Annotated in this window: 16 protein-coding genes; 1 reads left to right on the forward strand and 15 read right to left on the reverse strand. The window is 57.2% G+C overall.

Annotated features, from left to right (window positions below):
• Nucleotides 1-128: 128 nt before the first annotated feature.
• From B597_RS37600 to B597_RS37615, 4 genes are read right to left on the reverse strand one after another with little or no spacing between them, the layout of a single operon-like run.
• Nucleotides 129-491 carry a copper-binding protein gene (locus B597_RS37600; protein WP_024162163.1) on the reverse strand — a complete coding sequence of 121 codons (363 nt, stop codon included), beginning with the start codon at nt 489-491 and terminating at the stop codon, nt 129-131.
• Nucleotides 488-3,667, reverse strand: a complete 3,180-nt coding sequence (locus B597_RS37605) for an efflux RND transporter permease subunit (RefSeq protein ID WP_024162164.1) — start codon at nt 3,665-3,667, stop codon at nt 488-490. The genes B597_RS37600 and B597_RS37605 overlap by 4 nt, the downstream gene beginning before the upstream one ends.
• Nucleotides 3,664-5,127: an efflux RND transporter periplasmic adaptor subunit gene (locus tag B597_RS37610; RefSeq protein WP_024162165.1), complete on the reverse strand. Its 1,464-nt coding sequence runs from the start codon at nt 5,125-5,127 to the stop codon at nt 3,664-3,666. The genes B597_RS37605 and B597_RS37610 overlap by 4 nt, the downstream gene beginning before the upstream one ends.
• The gene (locus B597_RS37615; RefSeq protein ID WP_003292006.1) at nt 5,124-6,368 is read right to left on the reverse strand and encodes a TolC family protein; all 1,245 of its coding nucleotides are present in this window, start codon (nt 6,366-6,368) and stop codon (nt 5,124-5,126) included. The genes B597_RS37610 and B597_RS37615 overlap by 4 nt, the downstream gene beginning before the upstream one ends.
• 113 nt (nt 6,369-6,481) lie before the next feature.
• On the opposite strand from B597_RS37615, the gene B597_RS37620 reads away from it, so the two are divergent.
• Nucleotides 6,482-6,739, forward strand: a complete 258-nt coding sequence (locus tag B597_RS37620; protein WP_024162166.1) for a hypothetical protein — start codon at nt 6,482-6,484, stop codon at nt 6,737-6,739.
• A 237-nt stretch (nt 6,740-6,976) separates the two neighbouring features.
• On the opposite strand, the gene B597_RS37625 is transcribed toward B597_RS37620, so the two are convergent.
• The 11 genes from B597_RS37625 to B597_RS46480 form a co-directional block, all read right to left on the reverse strand.
• Complete coding sequence (locus B597_RS37625) at nt 6,977-8,269, reverse strand: tyrosine-type recombinase/integrase (protein WP_003292004.1); 1,293 nt, start codon at nt 8,267-8,269, stop codon at nt 6,977-6,979.
• Between the two features lie 118 nt (nt 8,270-8,387).
• On the reverse strand, nt 8,388-9,569 hold the full coding sequence (locus tag B597_RS46455; RefSeq protein ID WP_226924974.1) for an integrase: 1,182 nt from the start codon (nt 9,567-9,569) through the stop codon (nt 8,388-8,390).
• Between the two features lie 470 nt (nt 9,570-10,039).
• Entirely contained in the window at nt 10,040-10,261 is a 222-nt protein-coding gene (locus B597_RS37635; protein ID WP_003292001.1) for a hypothetical protein, read from the reverse strand.
• 1 nt (nt 10,262) lies between these two features.
• Complete coding sequence (locus tag B597_RS37640) at nt 10,263-11,546, reverse strand: type II secretion system protein GspD (RefSeq protein ID WP_003292000.1); 1,284 nt, start codon at nt 11,544-11,546, stop codon at nt 10,263-10,265.
• A gap of 5 nt (nt 11,547-11,551) precedes the next feature.
• The gene (locus B597_RS46460; protein ID WP_082321531.1) at nt 11,552-12,643 is read right to left on the reverse strand and encodes a zonular occludens toxin domain-containing protein; all 1,092 of its coding nucleotides are present in this window, start codon (nt 12,641-12,643) and stop codon (nt 11,552-11,554) included.
• Nucleotides 12,643-13,017: a hypothetical protein gene (locus B597_RS0223480; RefSeq protein ID WP_003291998.1), complete on the reverse strand. Its 375-nt coding sequence runs from the start codon at nt 13,015-13,017 to the stop codon at nt 12,643-12,645. Before B597_RS0223480 ends, B597_RS46460 begins: the two co-directional genes overlap by 1 nt.
• A gap of 79 nt (nt 13,018-13,096) precedes the next feature.
• Nucleotides 13,097-14,461, reverse strand: coding sequence for a hypothetical protein (locus tag B597_RS46465; protein ID WP_082321533.1), 1,365 nt, complete (start codon nt 14,459-14,461; stop codon nt 13,097-13,099).
• 4 nt (nt 14,462-14,465) lie between these two features.
• Entirely contained in the window at nt 14,466-14,726 is a 261-nt protein-coding gene (locus B597_RS37650) for a hypothetical protein (RefSeq protein ID WP_003291997.1), read from the reverse strand.
• A gap of 25 nt (nt 14,727-14,751) precedes the next feature.
• The gene (locus B597_RS47830; protein ID WP_024162171.1) at nt 14,752-14,874 is read right to left on the reverse strand and encodes a hypothetical protein; all 123 of its coding nucleotides are present in this window, start codon (nt 14,872-14,874) and stop codon (nt 14,752-14,754) included.
• A gap of 118 nt (nt 14,875-14,992) precedes the next feature.
• Nucleotides 14,993-15,334: a hypothetical protein gene (locus B597_RS46470; protein WP_003291996.1), complete on the reverse strand. Its 342-nt coding sequence runs from the start codon at nt 15,332-15,334 to the stop codon at nt 14,993-14,995.
• Nucleotides 15,335-15,764: 430 nt separating this feature from the next.
• On the reverse strand, nt 15,765-16,389 hold a 625-nt coding region (locus B597_RS46480), incomplete at its 5' end, for a phage/plasmid replication domain-containing protein (protein WP_024162174.1).

Below are 16,389 nucleotides of genomic sequence, written 5' to 3' on the forward strand. Positions count from 1 at the left end.
CGAAGCATCACCGAGCGCAGGCACTTTTCGTACAGAGCCTAGGTCGTAACCGATCGAGGGCGCCACGTGCCAGCGAACCGGCCGAACGCCATAACCGTCGCCCGACCAACTGCTGGCAGCCTGTTCCTCTAGCGCTTGCTCAGTGACGTCAGCCTGGCCGTCATGCCGCTGGCGGATAGAAACTCGAACGTCACCTCATCGCCGATCTCGACCTGCGCAAGTTGCTCGGTACTGGCCTTGAAGGGCATGACCATCGCCGGCCATTGCAGGGACTCCACTGGCCCGTGAGCAATCGTGATGTAGCCCCGGTCCGGGTCGATCTTCTTCACCGTGCCGGTGGCGCTGGCGGTCTGCGCCGCCTGCTCGTGCTGCATCTGGCTGTGGTTCATGCTCGAGTGGTCCATGGGCATGCTGCCTGAGTGCTGCATGTCGGCGGCGTAGGCGGCCGGGACCAGGGCGAGGGTGGCGAGGGTGCTGATCAGGGTTTTCATGGCGTGACTCCCGTTTCGGTAACAGTGGTGTTGGCGGTGGCTGGCACGACGGCCGAGGACTGGCGGCGGCGCATCAGGAGATAGGCCGCCGGCAGGACGAACAGGGACAGCAGGGGGGCGGTGATCATGCCGCCGACCATGGGCGCGGCGATGCGGCTCATGATCTCGCTGCCGGTGCCGCTGCCCCAGAGGATCGGCAGCAGTCCTGCGATGATCACCGCCACGGTCATCGCCTTGGGGCGCACGCGCTGCACCGCGCCGAAGCGGATGGCATCGAGCAGCGCCGGCTCGCCGACGTGCCCGGCGAGCTGTTTCTCTTCCCAGGCGTTCTTCAAGTACAGCAGCATGATCACGCCGAACTCGGCGGCCACGCCGGCCAGGGCGATGAAGCCCACCCCGGTGGCGATCGACAGGTTGTAGCCGAGCAGCCAGAGGAACCAGACCCCGCCGGTGAGGGCGAAGGGCAGGGTGGCCATGATCAGCGTGGCCTCGCCGGCACGGCCGAAGGTCTGGTAGAGCAGCACGAAGATGATCGCCAGGGTCGCCGGCACCACCAGTTTCAGCCGCGCGTTGGCCCGCTCCATGTACTCGAACTGCCCGGAGTAGCTGAGGCTCATGCCCGGGGCGAGTTCGAGCTGCGCGTCGATGGCCTGGCGCAGGTCGCCGACCACAGAGCCGATGTCGCGCCCGCGTACGTCGATGTACACCCAGCCAGACAGCCGGGCGTTCTCGCTTTTCAGCATCGGCGGGCCGTCAGAGACGCGAATGTCGGCGACCGTACCGAGGGTGATCTGGCTGCCCCGGGGGGTGTAGATCGGCAATTCGCGCAGGTCGCCGACCGAGTCGCGCCACTCGCGGCCGTAGCGCAGGTTGATCGGATAGCGGGCCAGGCCCTCCACCGTCTCGCCCACCTTCGCCCCGCCGATGGCGCCGGCGACGATGGCCTGTACCTCGGCGATGTTCAGCCCGTAGCGCGCCGCCGCGGCGCGGTCGATGTCTACGTCGATGTAGCGGCCGCCGGTCATCCGCTCGGCCAGCGCCGAGGACACGCCGGGAATCTCTTTGGCGATCCGCTCGACCTGGGCGGTGGCCTTGTCGATCTGCGCCAGGTCGCTGCCAGCCACCTTGACCCCGATGGGGCTCTTGATGCCGGTGGCGAGCATGTCGATGCGGTTGCGGATCGGCGGAATCCACAGGTTGGCCAGACCCGGCACCTGCACCGCGCGGTCCAGTTCCTCGATCAGCTTTTCCGGGGTCATCCCTTCGCGCCACTGGTCCCTGGGCTTGAACTGGATCGTGGTCTCGAACATCACCAGCGGTGCCGGGTCGGTGGCGCTGTCGGCACGGCCGGCCTTGCCGAAGACCCGCGCCACCTCCGGCACGGTCTTGATCAGCCGGTCGGTCTGCTGCAGCAGCTCGCTGGCCTTCTGCGCCGACAGGCCGGGCAGGGCGGTAGGCATGTACAGCAGGTCGCCTTCGTCCAGCGGCGGCAGGAACTCGCCACCCAGCCGGCTGACCGGATAGAGCCCGGTGAGGAAGATCGCCAGGGCCACGGCCAGGGTGGTCTTGGGCCACTTGAGCACCGCATTCAGCGCCGGTCGGTAGATGCGGATCAGCCCGCGATTGAGCGGGTTCTTCGCCTCGTCCGGGATCTTGCCGCGAATCCAGAAGCCCATCAGCACCGGCACCAGGGTCACCGACAGCGCCGCGGCGGCGGCCATGGCGTAGGTCTTGGTGAAGGCCAGCGGGCCGAACAGGCGGCCTTCCTGGGCCTCGAGGGTGAATACCGGGATGAACGACAGGGTGATGATCAGCAGGCTGAAGAACAGCGCCGGGCCGACTTCCACCGCCGCTTCGGTGATCACCTTCCAGTGCGCGGCGCCCTTGAGCGCCTCGCCCGGATGCTTCTCGCGCCAGTGCTCAATGTGCTTGTGGGCGTTTTCGATCATCACCACCGCGGCGTCGACCATGGCGCCAATGGCAATGGCGATCCCGCCGAGGGACATGATGTTGGCGTTGACTCCCTGCTTCTGCATGATGATGAAGGCCACCAGAACGCCAACCGGCAGCGAGACGATGGCCACCAGCGACGAGCGCAGGTGCCAGAGGAAGAGGGCGCAGACCAGCGCCACCACGATGAACTCCTCGATCAGTTTGTGGCTGAGGTTCTCCACCGCGCGGTCGATCAGCTGGCTGCGGTCGTAGGTGGTAACGATCTCCACGCCCGCCGGCAGGCTCTTGCCCAGCTCGTCCAGGCGCGTCTGCACCGCGGCGATGGTTTCGCGGGCATTCTTGCCGCTGCGCAGGATCACCACGCCGCCGACTACTTCGCCCTCGCCATCCAGCTCGGCGATGCCCCGGCGCATTTCCGGGCCGAGCTGGATGTGGGCGACGTCCCCCAGGGTCACTGGCGTGCCGGCGGCATCGAGCTTCAGCGGGATCTGGCGGAAGTCCGTCAGCGACTGCAGGTAGCCCGAGGCGCGCACCATGTACTCGGCTTCGGCCAGGGCCAGCACGCTGCCGCCAGTTTCCCGGTTGGCGGCGTCGATGGCCTGGGCTACCTGCTGCTGGGTGATGCCGCGACTGGCCATGCGCACCGGGTCGAGCACCACCTGGTACTGCTTGACCATGCCGCCGATGGGCGCCACTTCGGCGACGTTGGGCAGGGTCTTCAGCTCGTAGCGCAGGAACCAGTCCTGCAGCGAGCGCAGCTGGGCCAGATCATGCGTGCCGCTGCGGTCCACCAGCGCGTACTGGTAGATCCAGCCGACGCCGGTGGCGTCCGGCCCCAGTGCCGGGGTTGCGCCCTCGGGCAGGCGGCCCTGCACCTGACTCAGGTATTCCAGCACCCGCGAGCGGGCCCAGTAGAGGTCGGTGCCGTCCTCGAACAGCACGTAGACATAGCTGTCGCCGAAGAACGAATAGCCGCGCACGGTCTTGGCGCCCGGCACCGAGAGCATGGTAGTGGCCAGCGGGTAGGTGACCTGGTTCTCGACGATCTGCGGTGCCTGGCCGGCATAGGGCGTGCGGATGATCACCTGCACGTCGGACAGGTCCGGCAGGGCGTCGATCGGGCTGTTCTTCACCGACCACACGCCCCAGGCCACGGCGAACAGGGTGGCCAGGATGACCAGGAAGCGGTTGGCCACCGACCAGCGAATGATGGCGGCGATCATGGCTGATGCCCCCCATGCCCAGCGTGTTCATCGAGCTTTTCCAGGCGCTCGATGAACAGTCCCTCGTCGGTCTGGGACACGCCGACGCGGACACGGTCGCCGGCCTTGAAGCCCTCCAGCACGACCATGTTCGCCACAGGGAAGGGCATGGTCATGCCCGGCATGCCCAAGGTCTTGAACGGGCCATGGGACAGGCCGACCATGTCGCCGTCGATCTCGACGATGGTGCCTTCCGCCTCATGCAGCGCTGGCCCCGCGATGGCCGGTGCACTGACTGCCTGGGCGGTGATGCCCCGCAGGCTGGCTTCGGAGTCCAGCAGGAACTGGCCGGAGGCGACCACCTGCTGGCCTTCCTCGAGCCCTTCGAGCACCACGGTGAAGTCACCGGCCTCGCGCCCGGTGCGAATCCCCACCGGGCGATAGCGGCCGTTCGCCTCGGCCAGCATCACGATGCTGCGTTTGCCGGTACGGATCACCGCTTCGGTGGGCACCACCAGGGCCAGTTGCTCCTCGGCGTTCAGGGTGACTTCGGCCGTCATGCCCGGGCGCAGGCGCTGCTCGGGGTTGGGCAGCTCGACCCGCACCCGCACCGTACGGCTCTGCAGATCAGCGAGCGGCAGCACGGCCTGGATGCGGCCTTCGACCGGTTCGCCGGGGAACGCCGGCAGGCGCGCCTGGACCGGTTGGCCCTGGCTGAGGCCGGCAGCCTGCGCCTCGGGTACGGCCACTTCCAGCCAGACCGTGTCCAGCCCGTTGACCCGCGCCAGGGTGGCGCCGGCCGTGAGGGTCATGCCCTCGCGCACCTCCAGTGACTGCAGCACCCCGCCGATGGGGCTGGTCACGGTCCAGGTGGTCAGCGGCTGGCCGGTCCGCTCCAGGCGGGCGATCAGCTCGGCCGGCATCCCGGCCAGGCGCAGGCGCTGGCGAGCCGCGGCCAGCAGGCCCGGCTCGCCGAGGTCGCGCAGGGCCAGGTATTCGGCCTGGGCGGCGCCCCATTCCGGTATCAGCAGATCGGCCAGTGGCGCGCCTTTTTCGATGACATCTTCCGGCGCGCGGTCGTAGACCCGCTCGACGAAGCCGCCCGCGCGCGCCTGCACCAGCGCAACGTCGCGGTTGTCGAAGGCCAGTGCGCCCACTGCATCGAGGGTCTGGCTGATGTTCTGTCGGCTGGCCGTGGCCACGCGCATGCCGAGGTTCTGGGCGATGCCCGGATCGATACGGATGCTGGCGGCATCGCCGCCCTCTTCGGCGTAGCGCGGCACCAGGTCCATGTCCATGAAGGGTGACTTGCCGGGCTTGTCGAACTGCTGCTGCGGGTACATCGGGTCGTACCAGTAGAGCACTTCGCGGCCGTCGCTATCCGGCTTGTCGGCATGGCTCGATACGGCGAAGACATCGGTGGCACTGAGCAGCATCGGGAGGCTGACCATCAGGGCCAGACGCTTGAGACGCGGATTCATTGTTCGGCTCCAAAGGCGAAATACAGGCGGGCATTGGCGAGGGCGCTGTCACGGGTGACGTCGATACGCCGCAGGCGCGTCTCGACCAGGTCCTTGCGGGCCTCGAGCACGGCAGCCAGGCTGCCGCGCCCACCTCGGTAGTCGGCCATGGCCAGGCGGACCTTCTCTTCGGCCAACGGAACCAGCGTTTCATCGAGACGGGCGAGGCTGCGCTCCAGGCGCTCCATTTCGGCGAGGCCCGCGCTCAGATCCTCGCGGTGCATGCGTGATGCGGCGTCACGTTCAGCCGCGACCTGGGCGATGCGGGCCCGTTCCGCGGCGATGCGTGGGTCCTGGCGGGAGCCGGCGAATACCGGCAGATCGAAGCTCAAATTGAAGCTCATCATGTCGCCGTAGGCTTCGCGACGGCCATACTCCACGCCCCAGGCCCAGTCCGGACGCTTGTCGGCGATGGCTTCCTGCATTCGGGCCTCGGCTTCACGGGTCAGCGGATCGTAGGCCTGCAACTCCGGATGATGTTGCAAGTGGTCCTGGTAAAACGCGGCCTCGGTCGGCCAGCGCGGCCACTCGTCGCTCAGCGATTGCTCGGCGACGTCGCCAATCCAGCGACGCAGAGCAGCGCGCGCCACCTGGCGATTCCGCAACAGCTGATCTTCCTGCTCGGCAAGCAGTGCGGCTTCCTGCCTGGGCAGAATGCTGTCGGCGGCATTGCCGCCACCGCCAGCAATGCGTGCCTGAACCGCACGAGCGAACAGGCGGTTCTCGTCATACAGCGTCTCGAACAGCTCGAGCTTTTCATCGACCGCACGGGCGCTGATCCAGGCTTCGGCGGTCTGCCGGCGGACCTCGAGGCGGGTCAGGTGCTGCTGAGTCCGCGCCAGTGCAACGGCAGCCTGCGCCACATCTGTTCTAGCGCGGCGCTTGGCTCGATTGGGCACCTCCTGCATCAGGCCGATCGTCTGCATGGTCATCGGCTCAGCATTGGTGCGCCAGGCCGGATCGCCCTCAACGGGCAGGTTGCTCAGGCCGATGGCCAGTCTGGGATCGGGCAACTCGGCAGCCGGTATGGCCGCATTGAGGGCGGCATCGACGCTCGCTGCCTGAGCTGCAAGGGAAGGGGCGTCGCGTTCGGCGAGGCGCAAGGCCTCATCCAGGCTCAGCGCACTGGCCATGGCAGGGAGCGCCAGTGCGACCGCCAGCGCGACCGTAGACGGCCGCGCCTGAAGGCGTAGGGATTTCATGCGTAGGGATTCCAGTAACGTTCCAGGCGAGCCAAAGGGCGCGCAATACCTGTCCGAACGAACGAACGTATGGAACAGGAGCTAGGGCAGAACGGAAATCAGGCGCGGGGGGGATGCCAGACGGCATCCGGTATCAGAGCGGGAGCGTTGTCGCTGGGGTGAAGAAGCAATGGCTGGCCAAGTGGCAGCGCCGGCGGCTTGCCGAGAGAGATCTGCAGCAGGCTGCTGCTTTTGCACTCATGGCCGGACTTGCAGACGAACGAACCGTGGCCGGCTTCGTGCTGGTCCACGCAATCCGAACCGCCATCGTTCATGCCGTGATCGGCGTAACTCTGAGTGGGTACGTGTTCGACATGCGCCTGCGGCATTAACTGTCCCACGGACATGAGCATCTGTGCCATCCCATTCACGGGAAGCACGATGCTCAGCAGCAGAAGGAAAAGCCTTACACGTATTCTCATGCGGGAGATTCTAGGCAAAGCGAAACCGCCAGACAACCCGCATCCAAGTGATCGGCATGCACGCCACGACAGGCCGGCAAGGCTTTTGCTGCAACGGCGAATACCTCGCAAGTCATGGTTTTTCCAAACTGGATGGAAGACAAACCGTCAGCCTTTTATTTTCAATCGTTTGATAGAGTGCGCTCGCTGCTCATCGAGAGAGTTGTAATAAGTATTCTGTGTCGTACTAAGGCTGTTATGACGTAAATCGGCCTGTAGATCCTTCATGTCTCGATGAGGGGCATCGAAAGTCGCAGATGTGTGGCGCAACCAATGGAGCGAAGCCGATCGAAGCTGGTCAACTTCATCATCGCTCCAGCCATCTTCAGTCATTCGCAAAAGAGACTGATCGAAAACTTGCTGCAGTAGTAGCCTGATATGACGGTCAGAAAGGCCACCTCGGCCTTTAAGTGTACTGAGCAACGGCCGTTTCTCATGCGCCGAAGGGAGCGGAGGCAACTTCAGGTACCTGCGATAGCGGGTCAGATAAAACTCAATGAACTCATCGCGCACACTGATTTTCGCAGCCTTGTTGCCTTTTCCTACAACGTGAAACCACCAATTTCCAGTGCTGTCTCGGCGAAAATCGCCCATTACCGGTTGCCAGTTTTCTCGGCCAACGAGGTCGGACACGCGGAGGTACATGGAAAAAAGCGTGGCGACGATGAATAGCGTTCGCTCGTGCACAGGGTCTGTTGCGGCCATTAATTCGGCCGTCTCGATAACGAAGCTCCATTGCAGCTGAGTTAGCGAACGAGATGCAACGTCAAGGGTGTTGCGCTGCTTATAAATCGACTTCTGCTTAACTGCCCTGAACGGGTTTACCTCGGTAAACCCTTCATCTATCGCGTGCTGGAAGAAACTACCGCACACTGCGAACACCTGAGCCACCGAGCCCTGTGACATCTTGTAGGCGCTCGAGGGGAGGGCGGTTAGCATTTCCGAGGCTATTTTCCGATCCCGCTTTGGCACTGTGGTAGCGAATGGACGCCAATTTCCATTGACGCTGTAGGAGTCAGTATCACTTTTCTTCCTGCCTCCAATCCGTACAAAACGCGACTTTACGATGGGACCGATCCAGTCAGCAGGCGGGTTCAGGCAAAACTCCATGAAGGCTTCCGCATCTCGGCGACGCAGCTCAATGAGAGGCTTTTCGACGACCAGGGCAGACCAGAGAAGCAGCCGCTCGACGTGAGTGCGGTACGAGTTGTATGTAGCTTCGTTTCCTGCGTAAGACTTGAGGAAGCCGCGCACAGCCAGGTAGCTATCAATGGCCATGGCTCGAGCCGGCAGGTCTCGCAGATAGCTGAGCACTGCTGGAAGCTCAGAGCCAAGCCCGAGGAAATTGAGTTCGTGGAAGCGTTCGAAGGTATCGAACAAGGGCTGAGGACTTTGAGGCATGACGTCCGTTACGGTTGTGTAATGCGTCTAGGATGCGGACTTTCAGGCACTTCCGCAATATCCGGGTCTAGCCATTATCGGATATTACAAGCACCTTGACCGCAAGCTGGTCGTTACTTCACTCACGGTAATATCTGCCGTAGGTGTAAGCGATACTCGTAATACGTAGATCTCGCTGCAGTTCGGCGGGCTCGCGGGTTTGAGCAGCACTCCTCGCGCCACTGTCCCTCAAAAACCTGAGGCTAGATCCAAGTAAAACATTCCAATGATCACCACATTCTCCTGAAGAGGTAATAGCCGCATGCACCTGTCTGAGAGCTCCTTGAACAATATCTCGAATTTGACGAACAGAAAGCCCCGGACGCCCATAGCTAGTCTCCAACATGGGTACTCCCTCATCTTGCTCCGGCAACGGCGATAGACCTCGGCTTTTCCGGTAGCGTTTCAGATAGGGCAAGAATTTTGGGTTGACTGCGAGCCTTTGCGACGGCGTGCCTGGAGCATCTAGCACCAGCCACCACTTGCCGTCCTCAAGCACGAAGCAATCCATACTTGGACAGTATTCGCCAGATTTTGCGAGATCCGCAGCTCGCAAGTACATAAAAACCGTCGCCGCCACTATAAAAAGAGCACGCTCGTCTGTCGGATTGACTACTGCGCGGCACTCTAGAATCCGTAATACATGATATAGCTGGTCTGAACTAAGATATCTGCGAACAGGGTAAATCCCACTCTCTGCATTTCCATTGTGCGATCGAGACGCAGTGACAGGATTGAGTGCTGCCGCATCTTCTGCATGGAGAAAATTGTAAAAAGAACTACAGATGCTGTGTATCTGTCGCAAGGTACCCGTAAACGGTCGATAGGAGTCAGCCTCTGTTTGGCTTCGAATATCGAAAGGTCGCCAGCCTTCGTTAAAAGTCCAATTCCCATCATCTTGAATAAATCGGACCGCCGGCGAAGCACCGACCCAATTCGAAGGTGGCTTTTTGCAGAAAGAGAGGAACTGTCCAAATTGATCACGGTTTAACGTCAACGCCGATTTTCCGGCAAAAACCCAGCTCCAAAGAAGCAAGCGCTCAACAAATGTACGGTAATTACCGAAAGTCCCCGGGGCACGGTTATGGCGCGCAAGGAAGCGCAGGCTCCATTTAAAATCCTTCTCGACATCAAGCTCAGTCGAGAAACTCTTGAGGTAGGCCGCAACACAGGGGTAGCGAGCATAATACTGCTCGATGCCCAGGACCATTGACTCGGGACCGGCAAAGAGTGGATGCGGGTCTATGGTGTATGCTGGCATCGGAGACTCCAGCGGCCGGTGGCGAAATCTAGAGTTGCTTTCCGTAACCGTAGCAGAGCATTTCTAGTCTTGTTTTTATTTTTTTTAACCAGTCAAAATTGCTTCAGGAGTCCACTTTTTTGACTGTATATCGGCGGGCAACGAAAGGGTCTCCAGGATCCTGCAGCTTCCATATCATTGATTAATCTGTATTTTTTTTGAGCAAGATTTGTCTCTTTTATTGTCAGGAGCCACAAATGGCGAACGCTGCATGACTTACGAAGCTCATGAACATTTCTAACATGGCATCTGGTTTAACATAATATAGATTATGCGAAGCGCCTTAGCTGACCTCAACAAGAGTAGCTACCAGCATGAATGCAACCAAAAGCACCGGCCCGGCAAAAATGAAACGGTACGGGTGACGGTCAATCATCTTCTCAAACCAAGTCATACATGAATATCCATATCGATGCCGGCCGGTAACGAGATCAGGACCAGCCGCGGCCATCAACGTATTTGCCAACAGCCAGCGGGATGGTTCCGTCTGCCTCGATGTGCTCCAGGACCATAGAAGCAAATTCGCACGCTTCCGCCTGCCATCGAGTACGAGCCAAAGCCAGTTGCTCAGGGTCATCGTGTGACTGATGGAAATAGGCGAAATGGGCCTTCTTGAATTCGCGAGCCTTGTAGAACAGTTCATCGGATAACACGTCAGTCGTCTCCTAAGACACCAAGCAAGGGCAAGACAGGATCAGGCACCTGGACAACATCGTTGTCGCCGTGAACACGAGCGGTGAGCAGGACAACGAGATTGGTGGCCCGATCACGGGTTGAATCAAAACGGAAGAGCCGGCCAACAACAGGGATCGACGAAAGGACCGGAACACGAGAGGCAGTCCGCTCAGTCTCTTGGGATCGGAGGCCACCAAGCAGCACACCGCCACCGTCCTGGAGCTGGACAGTAGTTTTAATACGGCGCGTATTGGTGATGATGTCAGCGGCGGATAGGTCAGACGAAACAGACGATGCACTCTGCTCGACCTGGAGTTCGATAGAGCCGGACGGAGTGATCAGAGGACGCACACTCAAGGTGACGCCTACATCCTGCCGGGAAATGGTCCGGAAAGGGTCAGACGCAGGCGTTGCACCGCTAGTTGTCTCACCAGTGATGAAAGGGACGTTCTGACCTACAACGATGCTGGCAGGCTCCCGATTGAGCGTCAGGAGCTGAGGAGTCGAGAGGATACGATTACGGCCAGTCGATTTGACAGCCTGTAGAAATGCGGAAAGTGTCGGCCCGTTGAATGTAAGGCTGAAACCCAAATCAGACACATCACGAGAAGCCACAGCACGGCCAGAGACGTTGAAGTCGGACGAATCACCACCAAGGGCAGCGCCGACATTAAGGCCAAGCGACTCGAAATCGTCGTCGGCCAGCTCGGCCACAACCGCAGTAATAACCACCTGACGGCGTGGTCGATCTATTTCATCCAGGACGCGACGGACAGCGGCAATCTGCGACTGGGTGGCGGTGATGATGACGGAGTTAGTTGTAGGTGACGCAGAAACCTGAACGCCAGTAACGGGAGTGTCGGAGCCTGGAACATTAGACAAGGACGACAAGAGTTCACGAATAGAGCCGGCAGCGAAATCGCTTTGCAAATGCTGCAACTGCAAAACAGCGGTTTCCAATTCGAACGTCTCAGGAATGGGCTGTGAGCTAATACGAATGACGCGGCCGGAATCAGAATAAAAGAGGCCAGACGACAGAACGGTCTGCTCCAGGAGCGCAGCTAACTCCCCTGCCCCATCAAAGGAAGCAAAAACCGATACAGGAACATTACTTACGTCAGCACCGACAACAACAGGACGACCGATGATAGGGCTAGACCACTCGACAAGATCACGAAGTGAACTGTCGAAAAACTCGACGCGTTCCTGGGCGAATGCAGAAGAGGCAAAAAAAATAACGAAAAACAACAGATAGCGAACCATAGCAACTACCGAGTGAGAGTCAAAGATTCATCGCCGCGACGAAGCACGGCAGACCGAGGACCAGCAGGAACAACGAGAACACCAAGCGATATCAGATCATTTGTAGTAACGCGAGAACCGGATTCATCCATAAACGTATAGTCATGCCGGCCATTAACAAATGAATAGAAGGCGACACGATAGCCACGATATTTCTCTAACTGATGAAGGGAATCAGAAGAAACAGACTGGACACCAGATACAGCAGCAGGAGAAGAAACAAAAACCAAGCCAGAAAAGATCACGAACGACAAAACCAGAGAAAGAACCCCGCCAAGAAAAAAGGAGTTAATAAAACGAGTGCGGCGAAAAAATATCTTTGTCATACGCATAAGGAAACGAAGTCCACGCTTTGCGGCAGGAATAGGCGAACGCCAGTAACCGGGAGGCAACATGGAATATGACCCCTTGTCATATCCTTGGTTATATTCTTGAGTCGTGTCGTAAAAACTATAAAACTCCTCGCCCCGATATGCCCATGTGTCGACAGTGGGAGCAAGATGTTTGCAACCAAGCTTGACAGTTGCTAGATGGACCTTAGGCAGCCTGCCCTTAAATCGCCCAAGAGTGAAAATACGAAGAAGAAGGCCGAAAGGAAAAGGCAACTTAAGCTTATCGAGGCGACTTATATAAACAACATGCTCGGCAATAGATTCGCGAATTTGCTTGTCAATAACGTTGACGTTTTGAACGCACAACCACAAATCCCAACGACGTTTACGGAGAAAAAGAAAAAAGTTGAGTAGATCAGTTCGACCCTTTGCATTCCAATCACGAGAGTTGAGCCAGACACCGGCCTCATCGAGAAATATACCGCCAAACTTTTCTTCGTCGTAAACATCAGAGCCGAAACCAAGGCCAAGCAAATCATTAGCAGTCGGCAAGCCAGGAAGACGGACGAGCCTAGAATGTTTATTAGACTTGCGACACAGCTTATTCATTCTAACGTCGACGTTTACGGCAACAGGCCGGCCAGCCTTCAAGTAATCCATTATCTTTTGGATGCAAAGAAGAGTTTTGCCTGCACCTAACTTTCCGGTAACAATATAAACAGCCATTATTTAGCAGCCGTAAGAGTTTCGAGAATTTTGATCTTCCAAAGCAACGTAATCTGGTAGAACTTTGCAGCGGATACAACACCCATGCAAAGGGCCAAATTGTCAGGGACAAACATTCTAGCTACAGAAACATATTCGGCAGGGACAAACGACATAACGGAAGCGGCAAGCGCAGTCATGACGCCAATAAATATGGCTATATAACCGGCTATAGTAGCGAACATAAGAAGAAAGCGGGCGCGGTTAGAGAATAACTTTCCGATACCCTTAATAACAGGGACAACAAGAGGAGAAAGGAAGGCGAGAAGAAAAGTACCAACCCAAGAAAACAATCTGAAAAAGAAACGAGCAAAGAAACCGACAAGAAATTGCATATTAATAACCCATTACGAGTGATGAAACGCGCCGACTACCGCCGCCCCGGCTGCGCCGAGTTGCGGCAGTCATCGCGTTTTAAGCCGCGTTGCGGACAGCGTTAGTAGCAGATTGATTAAGCGTATTCATTATCGTGCGCCAGACATAAATAGCAGTCAGGATGCCGAATAACCATTCCAAGATCGATTTAAGTCTGGTGAGCTGGCAGACAGGAAGAACTAACGGCGCGTAATCAGGATTCCAAGTAACTGTATAGTCGGAACAGGAAGCGGCAGCAGGAAATAGACCATCAATAATGTCGCCACCGATACTAGAGGCATCATCGCCAAGCATGTCGGAAACCATGCCGTCAATTTGGGCTAAATCTTCATCATAGGCATCAGATCGCGCCTGGACCTCTGCGTCGACGGCCTGGTTAATCTGGTCGGCCAGACTAGTACCAGCATCGTCGCCGATGCCTTCAGCGTTACCAGGCGCCTCGCCCTCTCCCTCTGAATATGGGTCACCGTTGAGAGCGTCGATTTTGTCGCCTAGACCGTCGACCTTATCGCCAACAGCATCAACCTTATTGCCTAGACCATTGATAGCGGATATGACGCCATTTGCAGCCTCATAAGTGGACTCAACGAGACGATTACCGAGAGTCGCGACATCACCAGTTGTAGCAGCGTCAGGATCAGACGTATCGACAGGATCGGGAGGCGTTACAGGATCACCAGCGTTGCCGCCACCAGTACCAGGATCAGTGGGATTAGTGGGGTCCGTGGGGTCGGTGGGGTCGGTGGGGTCAGTCGGGTCGGTTGGCTGGTTTGGATCAACAGTAGGCAAGGAGTCACCAACTACAGCAGTCGGAGCATTACCGGAACAGGATTTAGTACCAAGACTACCAACATAAAAATTACAATAACCAAGATCAGTGGAACCAGAGGAAGCATAACAATTAGTTTTAGATGCGCCGGTATAAACACAGGCATCAACACAATATTCCGCATCAGGATCAAACGTAGAAATTACATAAGGGGAACCACCAGACCAAACTATAGGGGATTCAGGGCCTTTTAGCTCCTTTGTCTGCCCAGCAGTACCAGAACAGTTACCAAATAAATTAACACGAGAATTAAAACCGCCAACCTTAACTTCGCCAGTTGTAGGATGTTTATAGTTATAGCGGCAATAACTGTCAGCGTATGCAAAGCCGACAAAGGTCCAGTTAGTACCGTTTGAGTACCAAGTGGAATATTGCGACGTAATATCAGACTCAGGAATCTGCCTACAAGCATTCTCTTTAGTGTCGCCAAGATAACGATTGGAAACACCATTTAAAACAGCATCGGTATAGTAAATACTGCCATCATCGGCAGCATATAAATTCGGAAAAAACCCCCACGCCATCAGCGTGAGGGTCAGAGTTAGGCCGATAGACCTGCGCGAACTACCGGCCATCGTCTTAGGCTCCAGCCGCGCCGAACATGGTCCGGGCGAGTTTGAACAGAGCAACACCACCACGGATAACACCGAACAGCACAGCGCCCGCAGCCATCAAAGTACCGAAGGCGGTAGCCAGATCGGTGAAGACGGCCAGCATTTCCGGCGGCACTTCGATAGCAGCATTGGCGGCCACCGGAACAGCGGAGGCAGCGCCGACAGTGATGACGGCGACCGACTTGGAACCCGCAGCGCGGGAGAAAAGCTTTTTCAGTTGTTGCATAGGAATAATCCTTGTTGAGTTTGAGTTAAACAGAGGCATCGAGAACTTCCTTCCAGCCGAGCCGGAACATACCCCAGGCGATGCCGATCCCGAGACAACCTAGATAGACACCAGCAACGAAGAGATAAACAGACCAGGACAACGCCATGTGACCTCCTATCGCTGGTGACCATGAATAAGGCCAAGGCCAATTATCTGAGCCATGCCAGTAACGAACTGCAACGCCCATAAATCGCCGAGCGTGATATTCGCTAGAAAAACGTCCATTACGATGCTTTATCGACTTGCTTTAAGCCGTTACCGGCAAGAGCCTCTTGCAAGCGAAGCGGTATTCCGCCAAGGGTGTATCGAATACGAGGATTGTCCTTATAGTACGTATCAATCTCATCGCTATATGGGGCATAAACTTCGGTGCCTTTAAGCTGGCGATATACGTTGTGCAGACCGTTTTTAAACTGTTCGCCACGAACAGTAAATTCCATAATGGCTGTTTCCTCAAAGCCATTACGATTTGTCTTAGTAATGCTGATACCAATAATAGCGAACGCCTTGTCGCCCTCTCCCTTATCAACAACACCCTGGACGAAACCGTTAGCAATCTGAGTCATAGAATCACCTATTTAAAAGCCGAACATATCGGCAACACATGGAGTGCCTTGCGCTTGGAATTCGCAACGGCCATATTGACGGAACCGATTTTCAAGGTCCCGGTACCAATCATTACTAACATCATCAGGAATAACAGGAGAACGCGTAGTCTCGCGAGACTTGAGAGTTTGGCGAAGAGAATCCCAATCAATGGAGTCATACGGTTTTTGGGAGGCAATGCGTGCGCGCTGCTTGGAGCTTAACGCAGTTCCTTGAAAACTTACCTTCCGCATTCGAAATCCTCGACCGGATCAGGAAGAACGCCAAAAACGCAAAGCTCGCATACATGCTCAGCTTGATTAGCCCAATCAACAGCGCCGCGAGCATCAAGCTCAATGTCCAGCACTAGTTCAGCGCCGCAACAATCGCAGGCGTATCCCTTAAGAGTTTTCATGCAGCCACCAATTGAAGATGACGAGGCACTACGGCATGACGGTAGAAGCTCGGAATCTGGACATCATGAGATACGTTAACCTCACGACAGTTGGTAATAAACACAACGCCGGACTTGGTGGTGTCATAGGGCAACTTAATATCTATGCCGATCTGACGAAGACGAGCACGATGGTCTTGAACAGCGCTTTTGTTAAAGTCAAAGGTTTTTCCGTTCATCCACTCATAAGCATAAGTAGCTGTACGGGTTGCAGCCTGCATAGAGGCGCAAATTTTCTCAGCCAATAACTTTTCGCTGATCGACTGTATGTCGTAAGCATCTAAGGTCATTTTCTCACCTACTCGTAAGAATTCGTCATGTATTGCGGCCAATCTGGCCTCATCAAATAGCCCCCAATAGGAAAGGCACTCTCGCTTAAGGTACTCAGAACGTAACTTAATTTCGGATCGCAACATCCCAACAGATGCACACCAATCGCGCAGCTGTTTAACGTAAGAGTACTCGTCAGATTCTTCGCCATATGTGCGCTTTACTTTCGGAAGAAGGTGCGCATCTAGTTCTGCTGCCTTGTTGTAATTACCTGGATAAACCAAGCGCCCCGCCCTCTCGCCACCCTTAGGG

The organism is Stutzerimonas stutzeri KOS6, assembly GCF_000307775.2.
Classification (GTDB): Bacteria; Pseudomonadota; Gammaproteobacteria; order Pseudomonadales; family Pseudomonadaceae; genus Stutzerimonas; species Stutzerimonas stutzeri_B.

Coding starts and splice junctions, on each gene's coding strand:
- B597_RS0223480 (WP_003291998.1), bottom strand. CDS start 13,017: ATGCAATTTCTTGTCGGTTTCTTTGCTCGTTTCTTTTTCAGATTGTTT.
- B597_RS37625 (WP_003292004.1), bottom strand. CDS start 8,269: ATGCCTCAAAGTCCTCAGCCCTTGTTCGATACCTTCGAACGCTTCCAC.
- B597_RS46455 (WP_226924974.1), bottom strand. CDS start 9,569: ATGCCAGCATACACCATAGACCCGCATCCACTCTTTGCCGGTCCCGAG.
- B597_RS37640 (WP_003292000.1), bottom strand. CDS start 11,546: ATGGTTCGCTATCTGTTGTTTTTCGTTATTTTTTTTGCCTCTTCTGCA.
- B597_RS37650 (WP_003291997.1), bottom strand. CDS start 14,726: ATGCAACAACTGAAAAAGCTTTTCTCCCGCGCTGCGGGTTCCAAGTCG.
- B597_RS47830 (WP_024162171.1), bottom strand. CDS start 14,874: ATGGCGTTGTCCTGGTCTGTTTATCTCTTCGTTGCTGGTGTCTATCTA.
- B597_RS37615 (WP_003292006.1), bottom strand. CDS start 6,368: ATGAAATCCCTACGCCTTCAGGCGCGGCCGTCTACGGTCGCGCTGGCG.
- B597_RS37605 (WP_024162164.1), bottom strand. CDS start 3,667: ATGATCGCCGCCATCATTCGCTGGTCGGTGGCCAACCGCTTCCTGGTC.
- B597_RS46470 (WP_003291996.1), bottom strand. CDS start 15,334: ATGACTCAGATTGCTAACGGTTTCGTCCAGGGTGTTGTTGATAAGGGA.
- B597_RS37620 (WP_024162166.1), top strand. CDS start 6,482: ATGCCAGACGGCATCCGGTATCAGAGCGGGAGCGTTGTCGCTGGGGTG.
- B597_RS37600 (WP_024162163.1), bottom strand. CDS start 491: ATGAAAACCCTGATCAGCACCCTCGCCACCCTCGCCCTGGTCCCGGCC.
- B597_RS37610 (WP_024162165.1), bottom strand. CDS start 5,127: ATGAATCCGCGTCTCAAGCGTCTGGCCCTGATGGTCAGCCTCCCGATG.
- B597_RS46465 (WP_082321533.1), bottom strand. CDS start 14,461: ATGGCCGGTAGTTCGCGCAGGTCTATCGGCCTAACTCTGACCCTCACG.
- B597_RS46460 (WP_082321531.1), bottom strand. CDS start 12,643: ATGGCTGTTTATATTGTTACCGGAAAGTTAGGTGCAGGCAAAACTCTT.